Raw genomic sequence first — 24,073 nt, forward strand, 5'->3', positions numbered from 1 at the left:
CCGTATCCGGCACGGAGTGCCCCGCGCCCCCACGGTCCGCCCTCCGGACACCCCGTCCTGGCCCGCCCCTACCGTTTCCCCGAGTCTCCGCCACCCCGATCCCCTCCCTCGGGCTCGCCCGAACCCGGAGGCCGTGGCGCCGGGGGTGGCGGGGGAGGGGGTGGGACCCCGTCCGGCCAGAGGCGGCGGCGGTCCGGGCGGGACGGGCGTGGGGGTGGGGCGGGGCCGGCGACCGTGGGGGCCGCGGCCACGTCGTCCGCGCCGGCGCCCCTGACCCCGGGCGCGCCCCGGCCCGGCACCGCGTCCTGCGGGGCGCCCCGCTCCGCCCGCGCCCCCGGCAGCCGCAGGTACGGATTCGTCCCAGGGTCGGACGGCCGGTACGGCGTCCCCGGCCGGTAGGGCCCCGAGGGCGCCGGCGTCGGCAAGCCTTCGCCACCCCGTGCCAGTGCCGCCACCCGTGTCCCCGCCACGCCGCACGCCCACACCAGCAGCGCCCCCGCCGCGCCCGCCCCCGCGCCCCACACCGCGCCGAGCAGCGCCGCCGCGCCGAGGCGCCCGCGCAGGTCCAGCCCCGCGTCGAACGCGTCGTACCCCAGCACCGACAGCGAGGCGCCCGCGGACACCTCCGTGAGCCGGACCAGCACCGGCAGCGCCACCGCCGTGGCGGCGCCCAGCCGCACCGCGCACCGCACCGCGAAACCACCCGCCCCCGGCGGGCTCCCCACCGGTGTCCGCACCCCCGTCAGCACGCCCGCCAGCAGCATCGCCGTCGCAGCGCCCACCCCCAGCAGCCACACCCGCCCGTCCAGCTCGGCCAGCGCGCCCAGGGTGACCGGCTCCTCCTTCCCCGTCCGCAGCAGATCGTCCAGGGGATGGGGCAGCGCCCCCAGCAGCGGGCCGTTCCCCTGGGCGTCCCACGGGACGAACAGCCCGACCGGCACCCCCAGCCACACCCCGTTCGGCGTCCCCAGCAGTGCCGCCCCGGCGATCCGCCGGGGGTGGTCGTCGCCGACCGCCGCGTACCCCGCGGCGGCGATCCCCGCCGCCACTGCGCCCAGCAGCACCGCGACGACCGACGAGACCACCGGCCGCACCACCCGGTGCAGGGCGTCCCACCCCGGCGGCAGAGGAGTGCGCCGGGACGCCAGCAGCGCGACCAGCAGCACGCCCGCCGACCAGCCCAGCCCTGCCAGGAGCGTCGGCGCCGTGCCGACGGTGAACCCCACCGTCACCTCCGCGTCGACCAGGTCCCCCACCCGGTCCGGCAGCAGCTTCCCGATGTCGCCCAGCCCGGGGACGTCCAGCCCTCCGCCGCCGTCCGAGCCCGGGAGACCGTCCACGCCGAGAGCGGCCACGTCGACGGTGATCACGCCGTGGCCCGCCCACGCCAGCCCGCCCGCCGTCGCCACGGCCAGCGCGACCACCGTGCCCGCCCGCGCGGCGAGTTCACGGCCGGACACCACAACTCCCGCCGCCCGTAAGGACCTCAGGAAGATGAGGGAGAGCAGCAGCGCCCCCACCAGCCCCACGCCGAGCGGCATCACGTCGACCGCCGTGTCCGCCTCGGCCCCGGACAGTCCGAACGCCGACACGTCCCCCGCAGGCGTCACCGAACCGCCCACCGCCAGCGCCACCACCGCGGCGGTCGCCGGCGCCGACGGCCCCGCCGCGTCCGCGCCCAGCAGATGCAGTCCCAGCGCGGCCGTCGCCGCCATCCCGATCAGCGCCCAGCTCACCGCCGCGACCGCGGACATCACCACATCCGCCCACGGCACACCGGTGTCGCGCCCCGGCCCGGTGGACCCTGCGGCAGTACTCATGGGCAGACCCCCCGATCCGCGGAGCGGCCCGGCAGGCCGCACATGTACCCCTCGCGTGGTTTACCACTCCCCGGGACGATTTCAACCCCCGTCCGGACAGGGCCGTCGACGCCTTGTCGCGGGGTCGTGACAGGGCCGACTTTCGGTCGGAGGGCCGGGCCTGAAATAGTTCCCCCCGATGTTCGACATCCCTAGACTCCCTGCGACGGGGGAAATTCGGGGGAACAACTCAGTGGGGCATGGAGTGCCGGAACTCGTACTGGAATCAAACGGACGTACCTGGACGCTCGATCCGTCCAGGTCCTACACCCTGGGTCGTGACCCGCAGGGCGACGTCGTCCTCGACGACGCCAGGGTGTCCTGGCGTCACGCCACGATCAGCTTCGACGGCCGCAGTTGGGTGATCGAGGACCACGGCAGCACCAACGGCACCTTCGTGCAGGGTCAGCGGATCCACCACCTGGAGTTCACCGCCGACACGGTGCTGAACCTGGGCAACGCGAACGACGGGCCGCGCGTGGCGCTGTCCGGTGTCGCCGCCGCCGTGCCGCAGGCGCAGCCGCAGCAGCCGTACGCCGCCCAGGGCGCGGGCGCCGGCTGGCAGCAGCCCCCCGCCCGGCAGCAGCCGCCGGCCCAGCAGCCCGCCCAGCAGGGCTGGCAGCAGCAGCCGCAGCAGCAGAACGCGCCGCACATCCCTCAGCAGCAGGGCGGCCCCGGTGGTGTCGCGGGGGCGCCGCCGGTCTACGGCGACCGCAGTCCCACGACGTTCCACCAGTTCTCCCTCGGCCGCGTGATGCGCATCGGCCGTGCCCTGGAGAACGACCTGGTCGTCTCCGACCTCCAGGTGTCCCGCAACCACGCGGAGTTCCACTCGACGCCCGACGGGCGCATGGAGATCCGCGACCTGGGCTCGCACAACGGCACGTACGTCAACGGCCAGCCGATCCCCAAGGGCGGCTCGCAACTGCTCGGCCCCACCGACATCGTGGGCGTCGGTCACTCGACGTTCCGGATCGTCGGCGACCGGCTCGAGGAGTTCGTCGACACCGGTGAGGTGTCCTTCTCCGCCCGCCACCTCACCGTCACGGTCGACGGCGGCAAGCAGATCCTGAAGGACGTCTCCTTCGGCGTCCCGGAGAAGTCCCTGATCGCGGTGATCGGCCCGTCCGGCTCCGGCAAGTCGACGCTCCTGAAGGCGCTCACCGGCTACCGCCCCGCCAACCAGGGCGAGGTGCTGTACGACAACCGCAATCTGTACAAGCAGTTCGCCGAGCTGCGCCAGCGCATCGGTCTGGTCCCGCAGGACGACATCCTGCACAAGGAGCTGACCGTCAAGCGCGCCCTGAAGTACGCGGCCAAGCTGCGCTTCCCCGCCGACACCACGGCGGCCGAGCGCGAGGCCCGCATCGACGAGGTGCTGCGCGAGCTGAAGCTGGACATCCACAAGGACAAGAAGGTCACGTCCCTGTCCGGCGGCCAGCGCAAGCGCGTGTCGGTGGCGCTGGAACTGCTCACCAAGCCGTCGCTGATCTTTCTGGACGAGCCGACCTCCGGCCTCGACCCGGGCATGGACCGCGACGTCATGCAGCTGCTGCGCGGCCTCGCCGACGACGGCCGCACGGTCCTCGTGGTGACCCACTCGGTGGCCGAGCTCGCGATCTGCGACAAGCTGCTGGTGATGGCGCCGGGCGGCTCGGTCGCCTACTTCGGCCCGCCCGAGGAGGCGCTGAACTTCTTCGGCTACGACACCTGGGCCGACGTCTTCTCCGCCTTCGAGAACTACCGCGACTACGACTGGGCGGGCCGCTGGAAGGGTTCGCAGCACTACCAGATGTACGCCGCGGACATCGACGCGGTCGCCCCGCAGTCCGTGCAGGTCCCCGCGATGCAGGCGATGAAGCCGCCGAAGCCGCAGGGCTGGGCGTCGCAGTTCACCACGCTGGTGCGCCGCTATGTGTCGGTGATCGCCTCCGACAAGGGCTTCCTCGCCCTGTCGATCATCCTGCCGCTGGTCCTCGGCTCGGTCAGTCTCCTCATCGACCAGGGCAAGGACCTGCTGGTCAACACGGAGATCAACCCGAGGACGAACAGGCCCGTCGCCAACGGCACGGCGCTCACGGTGCTGCTGATCCTGGCGGTGGGCGCGTGCTTCGCCGGCGCCGCCAACTCCGTGCGTGAGCTGATCAAGGAACGCGTGATCTACGAGCGGGAGCGCGCCACCGGCCTGTCCCGCTCGGCGTACCTGATGTCGAAGGTCTTCGTGCTGGGCCTGATCACCATGCTCCAGGGCCTGATGATCGGCGTCATCGGCTTCTCCAGCCGCACGGTGCCGGACGAGGGCCTGGTCCTCGGCGGCCAGATCCTGCTGGAGCTGTGCATCCCGATCATGGCGCTGGGCTTCACCGCGATGATGTTCGGCCTGATCATCTCGGCCCTGGTGAAGACCGCCGAGAAGACGATGCCGCTGCTGGTGATGTTCGCGATCGTCCAGGTCGTCTTCACCGGCTGCCTGTTCCCGCTGGCCAACTCGGTCGGCGTGAACGAGCTGTCGTACCTGATGCCGTCGCGCTGGGCGGTCGCCGCCGCGGGCGCGACGCTGGACTTCAACAACATCAGCCCGCCGGCCAAGGGGGACAGCGACGACCCGCTGTGGGAGCACACGGCCGCCGCCTGGGCGACGGACATGGGCGCGCTGCTCGCGCTCGGCGTGGTCTGCGGCTTCTTCGTGGCGCGCTTCCTGCGCCGCCACGAGCCGGAGGTCATGCGCAAGTAGTCCCGCCGTACGACCCCGAAGGGCGGCACCCCGTCAGGAGGGTGCCGCCCTTCGGCGTCTGTGTGCGGCAGGAGAGGTCCGCGCCGACCTCTCAGTACGCGCTGTCGACGTTGTCCATGGTGCCGTACTTGTCGGCCGCGTAGTTGCAGGCGGCGACGATGTTGGCGACCGGGTCGTAGATGTCCTTCGGGGTGCCCTTGACGTGGTACGCCTCGAAGGTCGGCGGGATCACCTGGAGCAGGCCCTTGGAGGGGATGCCCTTCTGGGCGTTGATGTCCCAGAGGTTGATCGCCTTCGGGTTGCCGGAGGACTCCCGCATGATGTTGCGGTGGATGCCCTCGTAGGAGCCCGGGATCCCGTTCTTCTTCATGATGGACATGGCCTCGCGGATCCAGCCGTCGAGGTTGTTCCCGTACTTCTTCGGAGCGGCCTTCTTCACCTCGGCGCGCTCGGCGGAACGGCTCGCGGACTCCGCCGCCTGGCGGGCCTTCGCGGCCTTGGCCTCGGCGGCCGCCTTCTTCTTCGCGGCGGCCTCGGCGGTGGCCTGCTTCTTGGCCGCGATCTGCTCGACCTTCACGCTGGCGCCGGCGAGCTGGCTGTTGATGTCGGCCTTGACGCCCTGGATCTGCTGGGTGCTGTAGGCCACCTTCGCCGTCTGAGCGGGGGCCTCGGCCGTGGTCGAGGTCGAGGCGTTGCTCGGGACCGCCGAGATGCCGATGGCGGCGGCGCCGAGAGCGGCGACGCCCGCGGCGGCGATCTTGTGGTGGCGGGTAAGGGCTCGACCATGACCACGGGTGAGGATGTGCTTGGGCATGCGGAACGGACCTCTTCGAATAGCGCGGAGGTCGCTCGATGTCCGGTGGGACCGGTGCTTCTTCGGCACACGAACGCCGCGGGCCAAAAGCCCACGGCGCTGAGCGACGCAGCCATTGTTAGCGGCCGCAAAATCGCTGGGCAAAGATGTGACCTACGAAGCCGGGTAGTGGATCAGGGGGATGGCAAACCGGGCAGATAGGACTGTTCGCCCCGCTCGTGTGGGCGATATGTATCTCCTACTCCGCTTCGTACGTGATGTGCGCCCTATGCCCGGCCTCACACCGGCCCTCGTCCTTCCTCACCACGTGTTGCTGACGCAACGCGCTGTGTGAGGAGTTCCGTGCCTTCGGCAGGGACGGTTCGCGCCCCTCGGTCACGACGGCAGCAGCAGATGGACGTCCCCGAACTCGTGCCACAGGTAGCGCCCGTCCAGCGCCTCCTCGTAGCCCCGCGCCACCGCCTCCCGCCCCGCGACCGCCTCCAGCATCAGCAGGTGCGACGCCTCCGGCTCGTGCAGCCCGGTCAGCAGCCCGTCCACCACCCGCACCCCCCGCTCCGGGGTCACCACCAGGTCCGTCCACCCCGCACGGGCCCGCACCACCCCGTCGGGACCGGCCGCCGACTCCAGCGCACGCACCGCCGTCGTCCCCACCGCGACCACCCGGCCACCGCCCGCCCGCACCGCGCCGACCAGCCGCGCCGACGCCTCCGGCACCGCGAACCGCTCCGGGTACGGCGGCTCGTGCGCCTCCGCCGACGCCACCCCCGCGTCCAGCCGCACCGGCGCGACCTGCACCCCGCGGCTCACCAGCTCCGTCACCGTCCGCGCGGTGAACGGGCGCCCCGCGCTCGGCATCTCCGCGCTCCCCGAGCCGTCCCGCGACGGCAGCGCGAACACCGTCTGGTACGCCGACAGCGGCTGGTCCCGCTCCGTGTACGCGTACCGGATCGGCCGCCCGTGCTCCCGCAGCAGTCCCGGCACGTCCCGCGACACCCGCGCCCACCACAGCCGCGGCGCCCCCGCGCTCAGCGGCTCCTCGACCCGCAGCCGCGCACCCCCGGCCAGCCGCACCCCTGTACCCGCGCGTGTGCCCGCGCGCACGCGCGTGGTGCCGCGCCCGTCCGGGTCCCGCAGCTCGACCGCCCAGCGCCCGTCGTCGCCTCGGGTGGAGAAGTGCACCACCACGCGCGCGTCGCCGATCCGGCCGTCGACGGCCGCCGCCAGCGTGGGCGAGGTGTTCACCACCAGCAGGTCGCCCGCGCGCAGCAGCAGCGGCAGCTCCGCGAACGCGTGGTGGGACACCTCGGTGCCCCGCGACACCAGCAGCCGCACCGCGTCCCGGTCCCGGCCGGGCGCCCGCTGCTCCGCCGGCACCCGCGCCGACAGCTCCTCCGGCACCCGGAACGTGACCGTCACCGCCGTCCCTCCAGCAGCGCCGGGGCGCCGTAGCGGCCACTGGCCGGCCGCTCCTCCAGCAGCCGCAGGAACCCCGGCACCACCGTGTCCGGCTCCGGCCGCAGATCGTCGTCGTCCGGCACGGCCGCCGCGTACAGGTCCGTCGCCATGTCCCCGGGGTCGACCGACCACACCCGCAGCCCCGGCTCCTCCTCCGCCAGCACCGCCGCCAGCTGGTCGAGCCCCGCCTTCGACGCGCCGTAGCCGCCCCACGTCGGGTACGGCTCCGCGGCGGCGTCCGAGCTGACCACCAGCACCGCGCCCGCCTCGGCGGTCCTCAGCAGCGGCAGCGCCTCCTGCACCAGGCCCAGCGCGGCCACCAGGTTCACCTCCAGCGCCCGCCGCAGCCCTTCCAGCGGAAGTTCCGCCAGCCGCACCAGCGGCTCGGCGCCCAGCGCGCTCGCGTTGTGCACCAGCAGGTCCACCCCGCCCAGCCGCCGGGCCGCCGCCACCAGCTCCGCGCGGTGCGCGGGGTCCGAGACGTCCCCGGGCACCGCCGTCACCCGTGTGCCGTGCGCCGAGGCCAGCACCGCCGTCTCCGCCAGACGGTCCTCGCCCCGCGCGTCGAGCACCAGGTCCCAGCCCCGCTCCGCCAGCCGCACGGCCAGCGCCCGTCCGAGCCCCTTCGAGGCTCCCGTGATGATCGCAACCGGCATGACAACCGTCCCTTCGTCCGTGGCGCCGTCCCGCCCTGTCGGCGTGCGATCAACGTAGGAAGCAGGGCCGTGCGGCCGCCTCGGGCGCGGGACGCAGCCGCCCGGGTCCCTTCGGCCTACGACGGCACGCCCCCGCCCCGCGTCCTAGTCCCCGGCGGCGGCCCCGGACCCGGGACCTAGGACCAGCGGCGGGGGAGAGGGGCGGACAGCGGTCCGATCCGCGTGCCCGCGCCCCGCCGGTACCGTGAGGACATGAGCCACGGCCCCCGGTCCGGCCTCGCCGCGGTGAGCTCCGCGTTGCTGGCCATGAGCAGGCACCTCGAGGTGCGCGACGTCCTCAAGACGATCGTCGCCTCCGCCCGCGAACTCCTCGGTGCCCAGTACGCCGCGCTCGGCGTGCCCGACGACCACGGCGGCTTCGCCCAGTTCGTGGTGGACGGCGTCAGCGACGAGCAGTGGAAGGCCATCGGCCCCCTGCCGCGCCGGCACGGCGTCCTCGCCGCGATGCTCGACGACGCCGCCCCGCAGCGCCTCGCCGACGTGCGCCGCGACCCCCGCTTCGAGGGCTGGCCCAGCGCCCACCCCGACCTCGTCGACTTCCTGGGCCTGCCGATCCGCGACGGCGACGAGGTGCTCGGCGCCCTGTTCCTCGCGAACAAGAACTGCCCGAAACCGGACGGCGCCTGCGGCTTCACCGAGGACGACGAGGAACTGCTCGGCATCCTCGCCCAGCACGCCGCCATCGCCCTCACCAACGCCCGCCTGTACGAGCGCAGCCGCGAACTGACCATCGCCGAGGAGCGCTCCCGCCTGGCCCACGAGCTGCACGACGCCGTCAGCCAGAAACTGTTCTCCCTGCGCCTCACCGCCCAGGCCGCCGCCCGTCTCGTGGACCGCGACCCGGCCCGCGCCAAGGGCGAGCTGCAGCAGGTGGCGGAGCTGGCCGCCGAGGCCGCCGACGAACTGCGCGCCGCGGTCGTGGAGCTGCGCCCCGCCGCCCTCGACGAGGACGGGCTGGTCGCCACCCTGCGCACCCAGGTGCAGGTCCTCGACCGCGCCCACAGCGCGCGCGTCACCTTCACCGGCCACGGCGTGCGCGCCCTGCCCGCCGCCCAGGAGGAGGCCGTGCTGCGGGTCGCCCAGGAGGCGCTGCACAACGCCCTGCGCCACTCCGGCGGGACACACGTCGACGTGACCCTGGAACGGCGCGGCAAGGGGGCGGTCCTGCGGGTCGGCGACGACGGCGACGGCTTCGACCCGCACACCGTCCGCCGCGCGGGCCGCCATCTGGGCCTGGTCTCCATGCGGGACCGGGCGAGCGGGGTCGGCGGCAGGCTGACCGTGGAATCGGCGCCCGGCAAGGGCACCACCATCGAGATGGAGGTCCCCGGTGGCTGACCCGATCAAGGTGCTGCTGGTCGACGACCACCAGGTGGTCCGGCGCGGTCTGCGCACCTTCCTGGAGGTGCAGGACGACATCGAGGTCGTCGGCGAGGCCGCGGACGGCGCGCAGGGGGTCGCCCTGGCCGGCGAGCTCCAGCCCGACGTCATCCTCATGGACGTCAAGATGCCCGGCATGGACGGCGTGGAGGCGCTGCGCAGACTGCGCGAGCAGGACCACCGCGCCCGGGTGCTGGTCGTCACCAGCTTCACCGAGCAGCGCACGGTGATCCCCGCCCTCCGCGCGGGCGCCGCCGGCTACGTGTACAAGGACATCGACCCCGACGCGCTGGCCGGCGCCATCCGCTCCGTGCACGCCGGGCACGTGCTGCTCCAGCCGGAGGTGGCGGGCGCGCTGCTGTCCCAGGAGGAGAGCGGTTCCGGGGCGGGACGCGCGGGTTCCCTCACCGAGCGGGAGCGCGAGGTGCTGGGGCTGATAGCGGACGGCCGCGCCAACCGGGAGATCGCCCGCGCCCTCGTGCTGTCCGAGAAGACGGTGAAGACACACGTGTCGAACATCCTGATGAAGCTCGACCTGGCAGACCGCACCCAGGCCGCGCTGTGGGCCGTACGGCACGGGCTCAGCGGGTGACCGTCGGCCCGTTGTCACCGGAAGGTTCCCCTCCGGTGTGAGATTCATACCGTAGGGGGAATGGCCCCCGGGCGCCGTGTCCCCTGCCCGTGCCGCGCGTTGCCCAGTACGGACCGCGGCGCTCGCCGCGGTCGTCGCAAGGGAGGGCTCGGAAAGTGAAGAACCTGAAGAAGGCAGCGGCCGTGACGATGGTGGCCGGCGGTCTGCTCGCCGCCGGTGCGGGCGTGGCCTCCGCCACCGAGGGCAGCCACGCGCACGGCAAGGCCGTGGGTTCCCCGGGCGTCGTCTCCGGCAACCTCGTCCAGGTCCCGGTCGACGTCCCGGTCAACGTGTCGGGCAACAGCGTCAACGTCATCGGTGTGCTGAACCCGGCCTTCGGCAACGTCGCCGTCAACGACTGACGACCGACGCCACCGGACGACAAGCCCCGGCCGCCCGCCCCCACCCGGCGCCGGGGCTCGTCCCTGTCCGGGACGGGTGCCCGGGGGTCAGCGCGCCCCGCGCTCCTCCACGAACGCGTTGTACGCGGCCACCTGCGCCCGCCGGGCCGTCCGCTCGACCGGCCGCAGCGCCAGAGCCCGCGCCGACATCTCCGACGCGCTCACCGCGCCCCCGTGCCCGTGCGCCGTCGCCAGAGACACCAGCGCGCCCACCCGCTGCGCCAGCTCCAGCACCCGCACCGCACGCGGCGGGTACCCCGGCGCCAGCACGTCCTGCCCGCGCGACGCCGTGGCCCGCGCCCGGTAGGCGTCGATCGCCGCCTCCGCGACCGGACCCGACCCGGCCACGTCCAGTCGCGTCAGCGCCTCCGTCGCCTCCCGCAGCGCCTCCGCCAGCTCCCGCTCCGCCTCACCCAGCGACGGCACGTCCGCCGGCGGCGCCTCCCGCACCGGCAGACAGTGCCAGAGGACCTCCACATGCACATCGCCCTCGGGCCCGGCCTCCGACACCTCCGGCACCAGTCCCAGCGCCGCCCCCTGGCACACCACGGCCTCCTCGGCCTCCAGCGCCCGTGCGTTGAACTCCGGCGGCCCGCTCAGTCCCAGCGGATGACCCGGCGCCGGCAGCGCCACCCGCAGCCCCGACACCCCGAGCCCCCGCAGCCGCCCCAGGGCCAGCGTCAGCCCCACCGGCGCGGACTCCCCGGGCACCCCCTCCACCCGGTGCACCGCGTCATCCCCGACGGCGGCGAGCGCCGCCTCGTCCGGGGAGACAAGTCCGGCAAGAAGGGCATTGCCCCAAGCGGCGAGACGACCAGAGCGTGGTTCCGAAAGCATGCGTACACCCTAGACAGCGCCCCGAAACCGGACCGATGGAATGTCCGGGTCGGCCGGTGGCGTAGATTTCATGATGGGCTCCCGCCCACGGGTGCGGCGGACCGACCCACAAGGCGTACGCGACAGCCGAGACCGGCCACACTGCAAGGGGAGACAAGGCGCTCATGAGCGATGTTCTGGAACTTCAGGACGTATCCGTGGTCCGCGAGGGCCGGGCTCTGGTGGAGCAGGTCTCCTGGTCGGTCAAGGAGGGCGAACGCTGGGTCATCCTCGGCCCCAACGGCGCCGGCAAGACCACCCTGCTGAACATCGCGTCGAGCTACCTCTACCCGAGCAAGGGCACCGCCACCATCCTCGGCGAGACCCTCGGCCGCCCCGGCACCGACGTCTTCGAGCTGCGCCCCCGCATCGGCGTGGCCGGCATCGCCCTCGCCGACAAGCTGCCCAAGAAGCAGACCGTCCTGCAGACCGTGCTCACCGCCGCCTACGGCATGACCGCCGGCTGGCAGGAGGAGTACGAGGACATCGACGAACAGCGCGCCCGCGCCTTCCTCGACCGCCTCGGGATGTCCGAGTACCTGGACCGCAAGTTCGGCACCCTCTCCGAGGGCGAGCGCAAGCGCACCCTCATCGCCCGCGCCCTGATGACCGACCCCGAGCTGCTCCTCCTCGACGAGCCCGCCGCCGGCCTCGACCTCGGCGGCCGCGAGGACCTGGTGCGCCGCCTCGGCCGCCTCGCCCGCGACCCGATCGCCCCCTCCATGATCATGGTCACGCACCACGTGGAGGAGATCGCCCCGGGCTTCACCCACGTCCTGATGATCCGTCAGGGCAAGGTCCTCGCCGCCGGCCCGCTCGAGCTCGAACTCACCAGCCGCAACCTTTCCCTGTGCTTCGGCCTCCCGCTCGTCGTCGAGCAGGTCGGCGACCGCTGGACCGCCCAGGGCCTCCCGATGAGCTGACACGGCGTCACCGCGCGCACAACACCCGGCACGACAAGGCACGTTCGACCGACCGGCGCCCTGTCCGTGACCGGGTGCGCGGTTCTACCATGACCTTGTGGACATCGACGCATGGCTGTGGTGGCTGATCGGCGCGGCGGCACTCGGCATCGGGCTGGTGATCACCGCGATGCCCGAACTCGGCATGCTCGCGGTGGGCGCCGTCGCCGCGGCAGTGGTCTCCGGCATCTTCGGCGGCGGAGCCGTCGCCCAGGTCGCGGTCTTCGCCGTCGTCTCGACCGCGCTGATCGCCGTCGTCCGCCCCATCGCCCGCAGACACCGCTCCCAGCGGCCCGAACTGGCCACCGGGGTCGACGCCCTGAAGGGGAAACAGGCCGTCGTCCTCGAACGCGTCGACGGCAGCGGCGGCCGCATCAAACTGGCGGGCGAGGTCTGGTCGGCCCGCGCCCTCGACACCGGCCGCTCCTACGAGGTCGGCCAGGAGGTCGACGTCGTGGACATCGAGGGGGCCACCGCGGTCATCATGTGATCCCGCACCTCCCGTACGGCACAACCGGTGCGAACACGCCCCCGGTTGGCCCCGCGGTCTGACAGACTCGACCAGCAAGATCTACAACCGCACGACCGTGCACAGGCACACACGACCTGCCGTAGGCGCCGAGGCTAAGAAGGGTTCGGGGAACCGACGATGGAACCGGTCATCATCGTCCTGATCATCCTGGTGGTGTTGGTCTTCATCGCCCTGATCAAGACGATCCAAGTCATCCCACAGGCCAGCGCCGCCATCGTCGAGCGCTTCGGCCGCTACACGCGGACGCTCAACGCGGGCCTCAACATCGTCGTCCCGTTCATCGACACCATCCGCAACCGCATCGACCTCCGCGAGCAGGTCGTCCCCTTCCCGCCGCAGCCGGTGATCACCCAGGACAACCTGGTCGTCAACATCGACACCGTCATCTACTACCAGGTGACCGACGCCCGGGCCGCCACCTACGAGGTCGCCAGTTACATCCAGGCCATCGAGCAGCTCACCGTCACCACCCTGCGCAACATCATCGGCGGCATGGACCTCGAGCGGACCCTCACCTCCCGCGAAGAGATCAACGCGGCGCTGCGCGGCGTCCTCGACGAGGCCACCGGCAAGTGGGGCATCCGCGTCAACCGCGTCGAGCTCAAGGCCATCGAGCCGCCCACCTCCATCCAGGACTCGATGGAGAAGCAGATGCGCGCCGACCGCGACAAGCGCGCCGCCATCCTCCAGGCCGAAGGTGTCCGGCAGTCCGAGATCCTGCGCGCCGAGGGCGAGAAGCAGTCCCAGATCCTGCGCGCAGAGGGTGAGGCCAAGGCCGCCGCCCTGCGCGCCGAGGGCGAGGCCCAGGCCGTCCGCACGGTCTTCGAGGCCATCCACGCCGGAGACCCGGACCAGAAGCTGCTCTCCTACCAGTACCTCCAGATGCTGCCGAAGATCGCCGAGGGCGACGCCAACAAGCTCTGGATCGTCCCCAGCGAGATCGGCGACGCCCTCAAGGGCCTCTCCGGCGCCGTCGGCAACTTCGGCTCCAACCTGGGCGGCAACGGCGCCCCAGGAGGCACCGTCCCCGCCCAGGAACGCCGCGAGAAGCCCTCGATCGACTGAGAACACCCGGAAAACACGCGTTCCCCGCACCCCCAAGGGGCGCGGGGAACTGCGCGATCAACCACGGCCGACCCGCACCCGGGTCATCCGCTCAGCCCCTACGGCGAAGCCGTCACGCCGCGGCCGACGCCAGCCACTCCGGCAACGCGTCGAAGTCGTCCCTGGCGAGCGCCAACAGCATCGCGTCCGCCGGCGTCGGCTCGTACGGCTCACGCAGCAGCGGCATCCCCGCCTGCTCCGGCGTCCGGTCGGCCTTGCGGTGATTGTCCTCGGCGCACGACGCCACCGTGTTCAGCCAGGTGTCCTGCCCGCCGAGCGACCGCGGCACCACATGGTCGACGGTCGTCGCCCTGCGCCCGCAGTAGGCGCACCGGTGCCGGTCCCTCACCAGCACACCCCGCCTCGACCACGGCGCACGTCTTCGGAACGGCACCCGCACGTATTGGCAGAGCCTGATCACCCGGGGCGCCGGTATGTCGACCGCGGCTCCCCGCATCCGCAGTTCGGGGTGGGCCTGCTCGACGACGGCCTTGTCCTGCAGCACCAGAACGACGGCTCGGTTCAGCGTCACCGTCGACAACGGCTCGAAGCTCGCGTTCAGCACCAGCGTGTCCCGCATACCAGCCCACCTCCCGTGCGCACCGGCCCGCCCCTCGGCGGGCTGGAACAACTCTGGCCGGGCGCGCCGGGATGGACAACGCAATATCCGCTGCTCCCACGGAAGACGCCTCCCGGGGACCCCGGCGGAAAAAATGCCCGCCCCTGATCAATTCCAAGACCAGGGGCGGGCAAACGTTCCGGGAACGTCCGGTGTCGCGCGGGGGACTCAGGACTCCGCGGGCACCTCGTACTCACCGATCAGCTGCGCACGCGCGAGCGTGTGGAACCGCAGGTTGAAACCGACCACGGCAGGAGAGGCGTTCTCGTCCGGACCCAGCTTCTCCTGGTCCACCGCGTACACCGTGAACACGTACCGGTGCGGACCGTCCCCGGGCGGCGGCGCGGCACCGCCGAACTCCTTGGTGCCGTAGTCGTTCCGCGCGTGGACGGCGCCCTCGGGCAGTCCCTCGAACGGGCTGTTGCCCGCTCCCGCCGGCAGTTCCGTCACCGAGGCCGGGATGTCGAACACCACCCAGTGCCAGAACCCGCTGCCCGTCGGGGCGTCCGGGTCGTAGCAGGTCACTGCGAAGCTCTTGGTCTCCGGCGGGAAGCCTTCCCAGCGCAGCTGCGGCGACGTGTTGCCCGCCGCGTGGACCTGAGCGTCCTTGAGCGTCGCCCCCTCCGTCACATCCTCGCTCGTCACCGTGAACGACGGCACGGGCGGATGGAAGTCATGGGGGAGCGGCCGCCGCTTGAGCTCGGTCACCTCGGTACCTCCTGATCGATGACGTTCAGTCGCGAACGAGCCTAGAACCAGTTGCGCTTGGAGCCGACCTCCGACAGCCACTGGTTCAGGTACGCCGCCCAGTCGGTCCCCTGGTAGTCGTTCAGACCCACCTGGAAGGAACGGAAGGTGTCGCTGCCCTCGCTGAACAGACCCGGCTTCTTGTCCATCTCGAGCACGACGTCCATCGCCTGCGCGTCGGCCACGAAGCTCAGCTCCACCTGGTGCAGTCCGCGGTACTGCGACGGCGGGAAGAACTCGATCTCCTGGTAGAACGGCAGCTTCTGCCGCGTGCCCCGGATGTGGCCGCGCTCCATGTCCGCGGTCTTGAAGCGGAAGCCGAGCTGGATGAACGCGTCCAGGATCGCCTTCTGCGCCGGCAGCGGGTGCACGTTGATCGGGTCCAGGTCACCGGAGTCCACGGCCCGCGCGATCGCCAGCTCGGTGGTCACACCGATGTCCATCCCGCGCAGCGGCTGCCCGTCGATCATCGTGACCGGCGTCTCCCAGGGGATCTCAAGGCCGAACTGCACCGCGTGCACCGCGCCCGCCTGCAGCTCGAAGGCGCCGCCCAGCTGCTGCTTGGTGAACTCGATGTTCTGCTTGTACTCCTCGTCGCCGCTCTCGACCTCGACCTTGGCCTGAAGGCCGACCGACAGCCCCTCGATCTGCTGGTTCACGGACCCGCCCTGGATCCGCACCTCGCCCTGGACCACACCCCCAGGAACGACGTTGACCTCGTGCAGCACCGTCTCGACCGAGGCCCCGCCGGCCCCCAGACTCGCCAGCAGCTTCTTGAACGCCATGTCTCTCCCTCTCCAGGCGACCCCAGCGGGCCACGCCTGATCCACCGGCCCGCAGCACGTCGTGCGCCGGACTCGCTCCCTAACAACGCGATCCGGCCGCGGCCGGTTCCGTGTGCCCCCACCCTGGCAACCGCGACGGCGGCTTGACCAGCCCGTGGCCCACCCGCCTCCAGTACCCTCGGACGGCATGATCGCGAGCCCCGACCGTACGCCCCTGCCGAGGGAGTTCTTCGACCGGCCCGTCCTGGAGGTCGCCCCCGATCTCCTCGGCCGCCTCCTCGTCCGCGACACCCCGGACGGCCCGATCGTCCTCCGCCTGACCGAGGTGGAGGCCTACGACGGACAGAACGACCCCGGCTCGCACGCCTATCGCGGACGCACGGCCCGCAACGAGGTGATGTTCGGTGCGCCCGGCCATGTGTACGTCTACTTCACCTACGGCATGTGGTTCTGCATGAACCTGGTCTGCGGTCCCGAGGGCCGGGCGAGCGCGGTCCTGTTGCGCGCGGGGGAGATCGTGGAGGGCGCGGAGCTCGCCCGCACCCGCCGGCTCTCGGCCCGCAACGACAAGGAACTGGCCAAGGGCCCGGCCCGCCTGGCCACGGCTCTGGACGTCGACCGCTCCCTCAACGGCACGGACGCCTGCGCCACCGGCGACACCCCGCTCCGGATCCTCCACGGCACGCCTGCCGACCCCGCCCAGGTACGCAGCGGGCCCCGCACCGGCGTCTCCGGCGACGGTGCCGTGCACCCCTGGCGGTACTGGGTCGCGGACGACCCGACGGTCAGCCCCTACCGGGCCCACGTGCCGCGCCGACGCCGAAGTTGACTCGCTCGCGGAAGATGCGTAATATAGCCCGAGCCGCTTGAGCCGGGCAGGGCGTTCGTCCTGCATCCGCAGGCGGCCAACCCACTACCTACAACCACCCCTTCAGCGGGGTCGAATTCGGCGTGTCCGCATGTCCGAATTCGGAGCCGCCGGCCCCGATTATGAATCGGGCGGGGAGATCGGTTAACGTAGTGAATGTCGAAAGGGCGACGGGCGAAAGCTCAAAACCCCACGACATCCCGCCGACCGGGAATCGGAGCCGAAAGGGTCTGATAGAGTCGGAAACGCAAGACCGAAGGGAAGCGCCCGGAGGAAAGCCCGAGAGGGTGAGTACAAAGGAAGCGTCCGTTCCTTGAGAACTCAACAGCGTGCCAAAAGTCAACGCCAGATATGTTGATACCCCGTCCATCCGGTTCGGATGGTCGAGGTTCCTTTGAAGAAAACACAGCGAGGACGCTGTGAACGTCGGGACTATTCCTCCCGATGTTCCGCTCTCGTGATGTGTGCACCCGATCACGGGTAAACATTCACGGAGAGTTTGATCCTGGCTCAGGACGAACGCTGGCGGCGTGCTTAACACATGCAAGTCGAACGATGAACCTCCTTCGGGAGGGGATTAGTGGCGAACGGGTGAGTAACACGTGGGCAATCTGCCCTGCACTCTGGGACAAGCCCTGGAAACGGGGTCTAATACCGGATACTGATCATCTTGGGCATCCTTGGTGATCGAAAGCTCCGGCGGTGCAGGATGAGCCCGCGGCCTATCAGCTTGTTGGTGAGGTAATGGCTCACCAAGGCGACGACGGGTAGCCGGCCTGAGAGGGCGACCGGCCACACTGGGACTGAGACACGGCCCAGACTCCTACGGGAGGCAGCAGTGGGGAATATTGCACAATGGGCGAAAGCCTGATGCAGCGACGCCGCGTGAGGGATGACGGCCTTCGGGTTGTAAACCTCTTTCAGCAGGGAAGAAGCGAAAGTGACGGTACCTGCAGAAGAAGCGCCGGCTAACTACGTGCCAGCAGCCGCGGTAATACGTAGGGCGCGAGCGTTGTCCGGAATTATTGGGCGTAAAGAGCTCGTAGGCGGCTTGTCGCGTCGGTTGTGAAAGCCCGGGGCTTAACCCCGGGTCTGCAGTCGATACGGGCAGGCTAGAGTTCGGTAGGGGAGATCGGAATTCCTGGTGTAGCGGTGAAATGCGCAGATATCAGGAGGAACACCGGTGGCGAAGGCGGATCTCTGGGCCGATACTGACGCTGAGGAGCGAAAGCGTGGGGAGCGAACAGGATTAGATACCCTGGTAGTCCACGCCGTAAACGGTGGGCACTAGGTGTGGGCGACATTCCACGTCGTCCGTGCCGCAGCTAACGCATTAAGTGCCCCGCCTGGGGAGTACGGCCGCAAGGCTAAAACTCAAAGGAATTGACGGGGGCCCGCACAAGCGGCGGAGCATGTGGCTTAATTCGACGCAACGCGAAGAACCTTACCAAGGCTTGACATACACCGGAAAACCCTGGAGACAGGGTCCCCCTTGTGGTCGGTGTACAGGTGGTGCATGGCTGTCGTCAGCTCGTGTCGTGAGATGTTGGGTTAAGTCCCGCAACGAGCGCAACCCTTGTCCCGTGTTGCCAGCAGGCCCTTGTGGTGCTGGGGACTCACGGGAGACCGCCGGGGTCAACTCGGAGGAAGGTGGGGACGACGTCAAGTCATCATGCCCCTTATGTCTTGGGCTGCACACGTGCTACAATGGCCGGTACAATGAGCTGCGATACCGCGAGGTGGAGCGAATCTCAAAAAGCCGGTCTCAGTTCGGATTGGGGTCTGCAACTCGACCCCATGAAGTCGGAGTCGCTAGTAATCGCAGATCAGCATTGCTGCGGTGAATACGTTCCCGGGCCTTGTACACACCGCCCGTCACGTCACGAAAGTCGGTAACACCCGAAGCCGGTGGCCCAACCCCTTGTGGGAGGGAGCTGTCGAAGGTGGGACTGGCGATTGGGACGAAGTCGTAACAAGGTAGCCGTACCGGAAGGTGCGGCTGGATCACCTCCTTTCTAAGGAGCACTTCTCACCGAGTCCCTCGGGACGAGGTCAGAGGCCAGTACATCGGCGAACGTCTGATGCTGGTTGCTCATGGGTGGAACGTTGACTACTCGGCACGGTCCAGGATGGACCAGGCGCTAGTACTGCTCTTCGGGGCGTGGAACGCTGATCTGGTCAACTGACTGTGTCGGGCACGCTGTTGGGTGTCTGAGGGTTCGGCCGCATGGTCGCCTTCAGTGCCGGCCCCAGTGCACTCCGGGTTGTTCCGGGGGTGATGGGTGGTTGGTCGTTGTTTGAGAACTGCACAGTGGACGCGAGCATCTGTGGCCAAGTTTTTAAGGGCGCACGGTGGATGCCTTGGCACCAGGAACCGATGAAGGACGTGGGAGGCCACGATAGGCCCCGGGGAGTCGTCAACCAGGCTTTGATCCGGGGGTGTCCGAATGGGGAAACCCGGCAGTCGTCATGGGCTGTCACCCTTGCCTGAACACATAGGGCAAGTGGAGGGAACGCGGGGAAGTGAAACATCTCAGTACCCGCAGGAAGAGAAAACAACCGTGATTCCGGGAGTAGTGGCGAGCGAAACCGGATGAGGCCAAACCGTATGCGTGTGAGACCCGGCAGGGGTTGCGCATTCGGGGTTGTGGGATCTCTCTTTCATGGTCTGCCGGCCATGAGACGAGTCAGAAACCGTTGATGTAGGCGAAGGACATGCGAAAGGTCCGGCGTAGAGGGTAAGACCCCCGTAGTCGAAACGTCAGCGGCTCGTTTGAGAGACACCCAAGTAGCACGGGGCCCGAGAAATCCCGTGTGAATCTGGCGGGACCACCCGCTAAGCCTAAATATTCCCTGGTGACCGATAGCGGATAGTACCGTGAGGGAATGGTGAAAAGTACCGCGGGAGCGGAGTGAAATAGTACCTGAAACCGTGTGCCTACAAGCCGTGGGAGCGTCGGAACAAGGCTTGCCTTGTTCTCGTGACTGCGTGCCTTTTGAAGAATGAGCCTGCGAGTTTGCGGTGTGTTGCGAGGTTAACCCGGGTGGGGAAGCCGTAGCGAAAGCGAGTCCGAACAGGGCGATTTCAGTAGCACGCTCAAGACCCGAAGCGGAGTGATCTAGCCATGGGCAGGTTGAAGCGGAGGTAAGACTTCGTGGAGGACCGAACCCACCAGGGTTGAAAACCTGGGGGATGACCTGTGGTTAGGGGTGAAAGGCCAATCAAACTCCGTGATAGCTGGTTCTCCCCGAAATGCATTTAGGTGCAGCGTCGTGTGTTTCTTGCCGGAGGTAGAGCACTGGATAGGCGATGGGCCCTACCGGGTTACTGACCTTAGCCAAACTCCGAATGCCGGTAAGTGAGAGCGCGGCAGTGAGACTGTGGGGGATAAGCTCCATGGTCGAGAGGGAAACAGCCCAGAGCATCGACTAAGGCCCCTAAGCGTACGCTAAGTGGGAAAGGATGTGGAGTCGCACAGACAACCAGGAGGTTGGCTTAGAAGCAGCCACCCTTGAAAGAGTGCGTAATAGCTCACTGGTCTAGTGATTCCGCGCCGACAATGTAGCGGGGCTCAAGCGTACCGCCGAAGTCGTGTCATTGCAGCAGATAGCCCCAACGGGTGCTGTGATGGGTAGGGGAGCGTCGTCTGCCGGGTGAAGCAGCCGCGGAAGCGAGTTGTGGACGGTTGACGAGTGAGAATGCAGGCATGAGTAGCGATTCACACGTGAGAAACGTGTGCGCCGATTGACTAAGGGTTCCTGGGTCAAGCTGATCTGCCCAGGGTAAGTCGGGACCTAAGGCGAGGCCGACAGGCGTAGTCGATGGATAACCGGTTGATATTCCGGTACCCGCTGTGAAGCGTCAAACATCGAATCCAGTGATGCTAAGCCCGTGAAGCCGCCGGCTGAGTCTTCGGACGAGGTCGGAGTGGTGGAGCCGGTGACCCGAGCTGGTAGTAGGTGAGTGATGGGGTGACGCAGGAAGGTAGTCCATCCCGGGCGGTGGTTGTCCCGGGGTAAGGGTGTAGGACGGTGTGTAGGCAAATCCGCGCACCATGTGTCTGAGACCTGATGCCGAGCCGATTGTGGTGAAGTGGATGATCCTATGCTGTCGAGAAAAGCCTCTAGCGAGTTTCATGGCGGCCCGTACCCTAAACCGACTCAGGTGGTCAGGTAGAGAATACCGAGGCGTTCGGGTGAACTATGGTTAAGGAACTCGGCAAAATGCCCCCGTAACTTCGGGAGAAGGGGGGCCACATCCGGTGATGAGCTTCGCGCTCTGAGCTGGGGGTGGCCGCAGAGACCAGCGAGAAGCGACTGTTTACTAAAAACACAGGTCCGTGCGAAGCCGTAAGGCGATGTATACGGACTGACGCCTGCCCGGTGCTGGAACGTTAAGGGGACCGGTTAGCTCACTTTCGGGTGGGCGAAGCTGAGAACTTAAGCGCCAGTAAACGGCGGTGGTAACTATAACCATCCTAAGGTAGCGAAATTCCTTGTCGGGTAAGTTCCGACCTGCACGAATGGCGTAACGACTTCTCGACTGTCTCAACCATAGGCCCGGTGAAATTGCACTACGAGTAAAGATGCTCGTTTCGCGCAGCAGGACGGAAAGACCCCGGGACCTTTACTACAGTTTGATATTGGTGTTCGGTTCGGCTTGTGTAGGATAGCTGGGAGACTGTGAAGCTCGGACGCCAGTTCGGGTGGAGTCGTCGTTGAAATACCAGTCTGGTCGTGCTGGATGTCTAACCTGGGTCCGTGATCCGGATCAGGGACAGTGTCTGATGGGTAGTTTAACTGGGGCGGTTGCCTCCTAAAGGGTAACGGAGGCGCCCAAAGGTTCCCTCAGCCTGGTTGGCAATCAGGTGTTGAGTGTAAGTGCACAAGGGAGCTTGACTGTGAGACCGACGGGTCGAGCAGGGACGAAAGTCGGGACTAGTGATCCGGCGGTGGCTTGTGGAAGCGCCGTCGCTCAACGGATAAAAGGTACCCCGGGGATAACAGGCTGATCTTCCCCAAGAGTCCATATCGACGGGATGGTTTGGCACCTCGATGTCGGCTCGTCGCATCCTGGGGCTGGAGTCGGTCCCAAGGGTTGGGCTGTTCGCCCATTAAAGCGGTACGCGAGCTGGGTTTAGAACGTCGTGAGACAGTTCGGTCCCTATCCGCTGTGCGCGTAGGAGTCTTGAGAAGGGCTGTCCCTAGTACGAGAGGACCGGGACGGACGAACCTCTGGTGTGCCAGTTGTTCTGCCAAGGGCATGGCTGGTTGGCTACGTTCGGGAGGGATAACCGCTGAAAGCATCTAAGCGGGAAGCCTGCTTCGAGATGAGGACTCCCACCTCCTAGAGAGGGTAAGGCTCCCAGTAGACGACTGGGTTGATAGGCCGGATATGGAAGCACGGTAACGTGTGGAGTTGACCGGTACTAATAGGCCGAGGGCTTGTCCTCAGTTGCTCGCGTCCACTGTGTTAGTTCTGAGACAACGACCGTTGTCGGCTTTGAGCAGAACGCATAACAGAAGAGTGTGCTTGTTCGCTCGAAACCATTAGGGTTTCGGTGGTCATAGCGTAGGGGAAACGCCCGGTTACATTTCGAACCCGGAAGCTAAGCCTTACAGCGCCGATGGTACTGCAGGGGGGACCCTGTGGGAGAGTAGGACGCCGCCGAACAATCTTTGGAAGGACCCCTGGTCGCCAGCGTTCAGCTGGGGCCAGGGGTCCTTTTTGTATTTATGCTTGCAGTACCCGAGACAGGAGTCACCGATGTCCACCAACTCTCCCGACGACCGACCGGAGCGCGACCAGCGGCGACGGGACAGTGGTGACCGTTCGGACCGCGGGGATCGTGGCGGCCAGCGCGGTGGCCCCCGTCGCGGCAACGACCGCGACCGTGGCTTCCGCCGGGACGGCGACCGTCCCCCCTTCCGTCGCGACGACCGCGACCGGGACCGGGACCGCACCAGCGACCGTGACCGCAGCGGCGGCCGGCCCGAGCGTGGCGGCTTCCGTGGACGCGACGACAACCGCGACAACCGCGGGGGCGACCGCGGCGGTTACCGCGGCCGTGACGACCGTCGTGATGACCGGCGCGACGACCGGGACCGTGGTGGCTACCGGGGTCGTAGCGACGACCGCGGTGACCGTGGCGGTTTCCGTCGTGACGACAACCGCGGCGACCGTGGCGGTTTCCGTCGTGACGACGACCGTGGGTACGGCCGGCGGGACGACCGTCGCGATGACCGCCGTGACGATCGGCGTGACGACCGGGACCGTGGTGGCTACCGGGGCCGTAGCGACGACCGCGGTGACCGCGGTGGCTTCCGTCGTGACGACGACCGTGGGTACGGGCGGCGCGACGACCGCCGTGATGACCGCCGTGATGATCGGCGTGACGACCGGGACCGTGGTGGCTACCGGGGCCGTAGCGACGACCGCGGTGACCGCGGTGGCTTCCGTCGTGACGACCGGCCCGAGCGCGGCGACCGGGACCGCGACCGCGGTGGCTTCCGTCGCGGTGGCGACAGCCGTACCGACACCCGTGGTGGCGACCGCGACTCCCGTGGCGGCGGCTTCCGGCGTGACGACCGCGACCGGGGCGACCGTGGCGGCTTCCGCGGCCGTGACGACCGTGACCGTGACCGTGGGCGCGGCCCGCGCCGGGACGACCGGGGCGGCCGTCCCGGTGGGTTCCGTGGGCGTGACGACCGCCAGGGCGGCGGCCGGTTCCGTGACGAGCGGGACCGTGACCGCGAGCCCATCAAGCGGCTGCCGATCCCCGAGGACGTCACCGGCGAGGAGATCGACAAGGACGTCCGGCAGGAGCTGCAGAGCCTGCCCAAGACGCTCGCCGAGGACGTCGCCAAGAACCTGGTGATGGTCGCCCGGCTCATCGACGAGGACCCCGAGCGCGCCTACGCCTACTCCCGTGTCGCCCTGCGGCTCGCCTCGCGCGTGGCCGCCGTGCGGGAGGCGGCCGGGTTCGCCGCGTACGCGACGCAGAAGTACGGCGAGGCCCTCGCCGAGTTCCGTGCCGCGCGGCGGATGACCGGGACCGTGGAGCTGTGGCCGCTGATGGCGGACTGCGAGCGCGGTCTCGGCCGGCCGGAGAAGGCACTGGACATGGCCGGCGCCCCCGAGGTGCAGAAGCTGGACAAGGCCGGTCAGGTCGAGATGCGGCTCGTCGCGGCCGGCGCCCGGCGTGACATGGGCCAGCTGGACGCCGCCATCGTCACCCTGCAGAGCCCCGAGCTGGCGTCGAACTCCGTGCAGCCGTGGACCGCGCGTCTGCGGTACGCGTACGCCGACGCGCTGCTCGCCGCCGGCCGTGAAGGCGAGGCGCGCGAGTGGTTCGCCAAGGCCGTCGAGGCAGACCGGGACGGCAGCACGGACGCCTCCGACCGGCTGGCCGAGCTGGACGGGGTGGAGTTCATGGACGCCCTCGTCGAGGACGAGGACCAGAACGGCGCCGACCGTGACGAGCAGGGCGCGCAGGACGACGACAAGGACTGAGCTCCTCGCGGCACCCCGCACAGGAGAAGGGGCGGGCTCGGCTGAATGCCGGGCCCGCCCCTTCTCGTATGTAC

General features: G+C 69.1%; 16 protein-coding genes, 3 rRNA genes and 1 pseudogene. 12 read left to right on the forward strand and 8 right to left on the reverse strand.

The features are described 5' to 3' along the window. Positions 1–68: 68 nt before the first annotated feature. A complete protein-coding gene (locus ELQ39_RS25260; protein ID WP_242594113.1) occupies positions 69–1,820 on the reverse strand; it encodes a streptophobe family protein in 1,752 nt (583 codons plus the stop codon). 244 nt (positions 1,821–2,064) lie between these two features. On the opposite strand from ELQ39_RS25260, the gene ELQ39_RS25265 reads away from it, so the two are divergent. Further along, the gene (locus ELQ39_RS25265) at positions 2,065–4,593 is read left to right on the forward strand and encodes an ABC transporter ATP-binding protein/permease (protein WP_242594115.1); all 2,529 of its coding nucleotides are present in this window, start codon (positions 2,065–2,067) and stop codon (positions 4,591–4,593) included. Between the two features lie 91 nt (positions 4,594–4,684). Here the strand turns inward: ELQ39_RS25265 and ELQ39_RS25270 are convergent, their stop codons facing one another. The 3 genes from ELQ39_RS25270 to ELQ39_RS25280 form a co-directional block, all read right to left on the reverse strand. Further along, positions 4,685–5,407 (reverse strand): transglycosylase SLT domain-containing protein, encoded by a 723-nt coding sequence (locus tag ELQ39_RS25270; protein WP_242594117.1) that lies wholly within the window; start codon positions 5,405–5,407, stop codon positions 4,685–4,687. Between the two features lie 375 nt (positions 5,408–5,782). Continuing rightward, a complete protein-coding gene (locus ELQ39_RS25275; protein WP_225629471.1) occupies positions 5,783–6,826 on the reverse strand; it encodes an S-adenosylmethionine:tRNA ribosyltransferase-isomerase in 1,044 nt (347 codons plus the stop codon). Then, a complete protein-coding gene (locus ELQ39_RS25280) occupies positions 6,823–7,521 on the reverse strand; it encodes an SDR family NAD(P)-dependent oxidoreductase (RefSeq protein WP_242594119.1) in 699 nt (232 codons plus the stop codon). The genes ELQ39_RS25275 and ELQ39_RS25280 overlap by 4 nt, the downstream gene beginning before the upstream one ends. A 252-nt stretch (positions 7,522–7,773) precedes the next feature. Between ELQ39_RS25280 and ELQ39_RS25285 the strand changes: the two genes are divergently transcribed. The 3 genes from ELQ39_RS25285 to ELQ39_RS25295 all read left to right on the forward strand — a co-directional run bounded on the left by ELQ39_RS25285 (position 7,774) and on the right by ELQ39_RS25295 (position 9,954). Next, positions 7,774–8,919 (forward strand): GAF domain-containing sensor histidine kinase, encoded by a 1,146-nt coding sequence (locus tag ELQ39_RS25285; protein ID WP_242594121.1) that lies wholly within the window; start codon positions 7,774–7,776, stop codon positions 8,917–8,919. Continuing rightward, positions 8,912–9,553, forward strand: a complete 642-nt coding sequence (locus ELQ39_RS25290) for a response regulator (protein WP_190005031.1) — start codon at positions 8,912–8,914, stop codon at positions 9,551–9,553. Before ELQ39_RS25285 ends, ELQ39_RS25290 begins: the two co-directional genes overlap by 8 nt. Before the next feature lie 155 nt (positions 9,554–9,708). Then, a complete protein-coding gene (locus ELQ39_RS25295; RefSeq protein ID WP_242594123.1) occupies positions 9,709–9,954 on the forward strand; it encodes a chaplin in 246 nt (81 codons plus the stop codon). Positions 9,955–10,041: 87 nt separating this feature from the next. Here the strand turns inward: ELQ39_RS25295 and ELQ39_RS25300 are convergent, their stop codons facing one another. After that, a complete protein-coding gene (locus ELQ39_RS25300) occupies positions 10,042–10,830 on the reverse strand; it encodes a hypothetical protein (protein ID WP_242594125.1) in 789 nt (262 codons plus the stop codon). A 164-nt stretch (positions 10,831–10,994) separates the two neighbouring features. On the opposite strand from ELQ39_RS25300, the pseudogene ELQ39_RS25305 reads away from it, so the two are divergent. The 3 genes and pseudogenes from ELQ39_RS25305 to ELQ39_RS25315 all read left to right on the forward strand — a co-directional run. Continuing rightward, positions 10,995–11,525: pseudogene (locus ELQ39_RS25305) on the forward strand (ABC transporter ATP-binding protein); the annotation flags it as partial. A gap of 364 nt (positions 11,526–11,889) precedes the next feature. Next, a complete protein-coding gene (locus ELQ39_RS25310) occupies positions 11,890–12,321 on the forward strand; it encodes an NfeD family protein (RefSeq protein WP_242594128.1) in 432 nt (143 codons plus the stop codon). A gap of 159 nt (positions 12,322–12,480) precedes the next feature. Beyond that, a complete protein-coding gene (locus ELQ39_RS25315) occupies positions 12,481–13,428 on the forward strand; it encodes an SPFH domain-containing protein (RefSeq protein ID WP_190005027.1) in 948 nt (315 codons plus the stop codon). Positions 13,429–13,540: 112 nt separating this feature from the next. Here the strand turns inward: ELQ39_RS25315 and ELQ39_RS25320 are convergent, their stop codons facing one another. From ELQ39_RS25320 to ELQ39_RS25330, 3 genes are all read right to left on the reverse strand, one after another. Further along, the gene (locus tag ELQ39_RS25320; RefSeq protein WP_190005026.1) at positions 13,541–14,047 is read right to left on the reverse strand and encodes an HNH endonuclease; all 507 of its coding nucleotides are present in this window, start codon (positions 14,045–14,047) and stop codon (positions 13,541–13,543) included. Between the two features lie 207 nt (positions 14,048–14,254). Then, positions 14,255–14,794 carry a YbhB/YbcL family Raf kinase inhibitor-like protein gene (locus tag ELQ39_RS25325; RefSeq protein ID WP_190005025.1) on the reverse strand — a complete coding sequence of 180 codons (540 nt, stop codon included), beginning with the start codon at positions 14,792–14,794 and terminating at the stop codon, positions 14,255–14,257. Between the two features lie 41 nt (positions 14,795–14,835). Further along, on the reverse strand, positions 14,836–15,618 hold the full coding sequence (locus ELQ39_RS25330; RefSeq protein ID WP_190005024.1) for a sporulation protein: 783 nt from the start codon (positions 15,616–15,618) through the stop codon (positions 14,836–14,838). Positions 15,619–15,805: 187 nt separating this feature from the next. Between ELQ39_RS25330 and ELQ39_RS25335 the strand changes: the two genes are divergently transcribed. The 5 genes from ELQ39_RS25335 (at position 15,806) to ELQ39_RS25355 (ending at position 23,999) form a co-directional block, all read left to right on the forward strand. Next, positions 15,806–16,447, forward strand: a complete 642-nt coding sequence (locus ELQ39_RS25335) for a DNA-3-methyladenine glycosylase (protein WP_225629477.1) — start codon at positions 15,806–15,808, stop codon at positions 16,445–16,447. Positions 16,448–16,973: 526 nt separating this feature from the next. Continuing rightward, a 16S ribosomal RNA gene (locus ELQ39_RS25340) occupies positions 16,974–18,501 on the forward strand. A 314-nt stretch (positions 18,502–18,815) separates the two neighbouring features. Further along, a 23S ribosomal RNA gene (locus ELQ39_RS25345) occupies positions 18,816–21,939 on the forward strand. A gap of 104 nt (positions 21,940–22,043) precedes the next feature. Next, positions 22,044–22,160, forward strand: a 5S ribosomal RNA gene (rrf, locus tag ELQ39_RS25350). Together the 16S, 23S and 5S rRNA genes form the textbook arrangement of a ribosomal RNA operon. 1,095 nt (positions 22,161–23,255) lie before the next feature. Beyond that, complete coding sequence (locus ELQ39_RS25355; protein WP_197724510.1) at positions 23,256–23,999, forward strand: tetratricopeptide repeat protein; 744 nt, start codon at positions 23,256–23,258, stop codon at positions 23,997–23,999. Positions 24,000–24,073: the final 74 nt, after the last annotated feature.

The organism is Streptomyces sp. GB4-14 (assembly GCF_022696125.1).
GTDB classification, from domain to species: domain Bacteria; phylum Actinomycetota; class Actinomycetes; order Streptomycetales; family Streptomycetaceae; genus Streptomyces; species Streptomyces werraensis.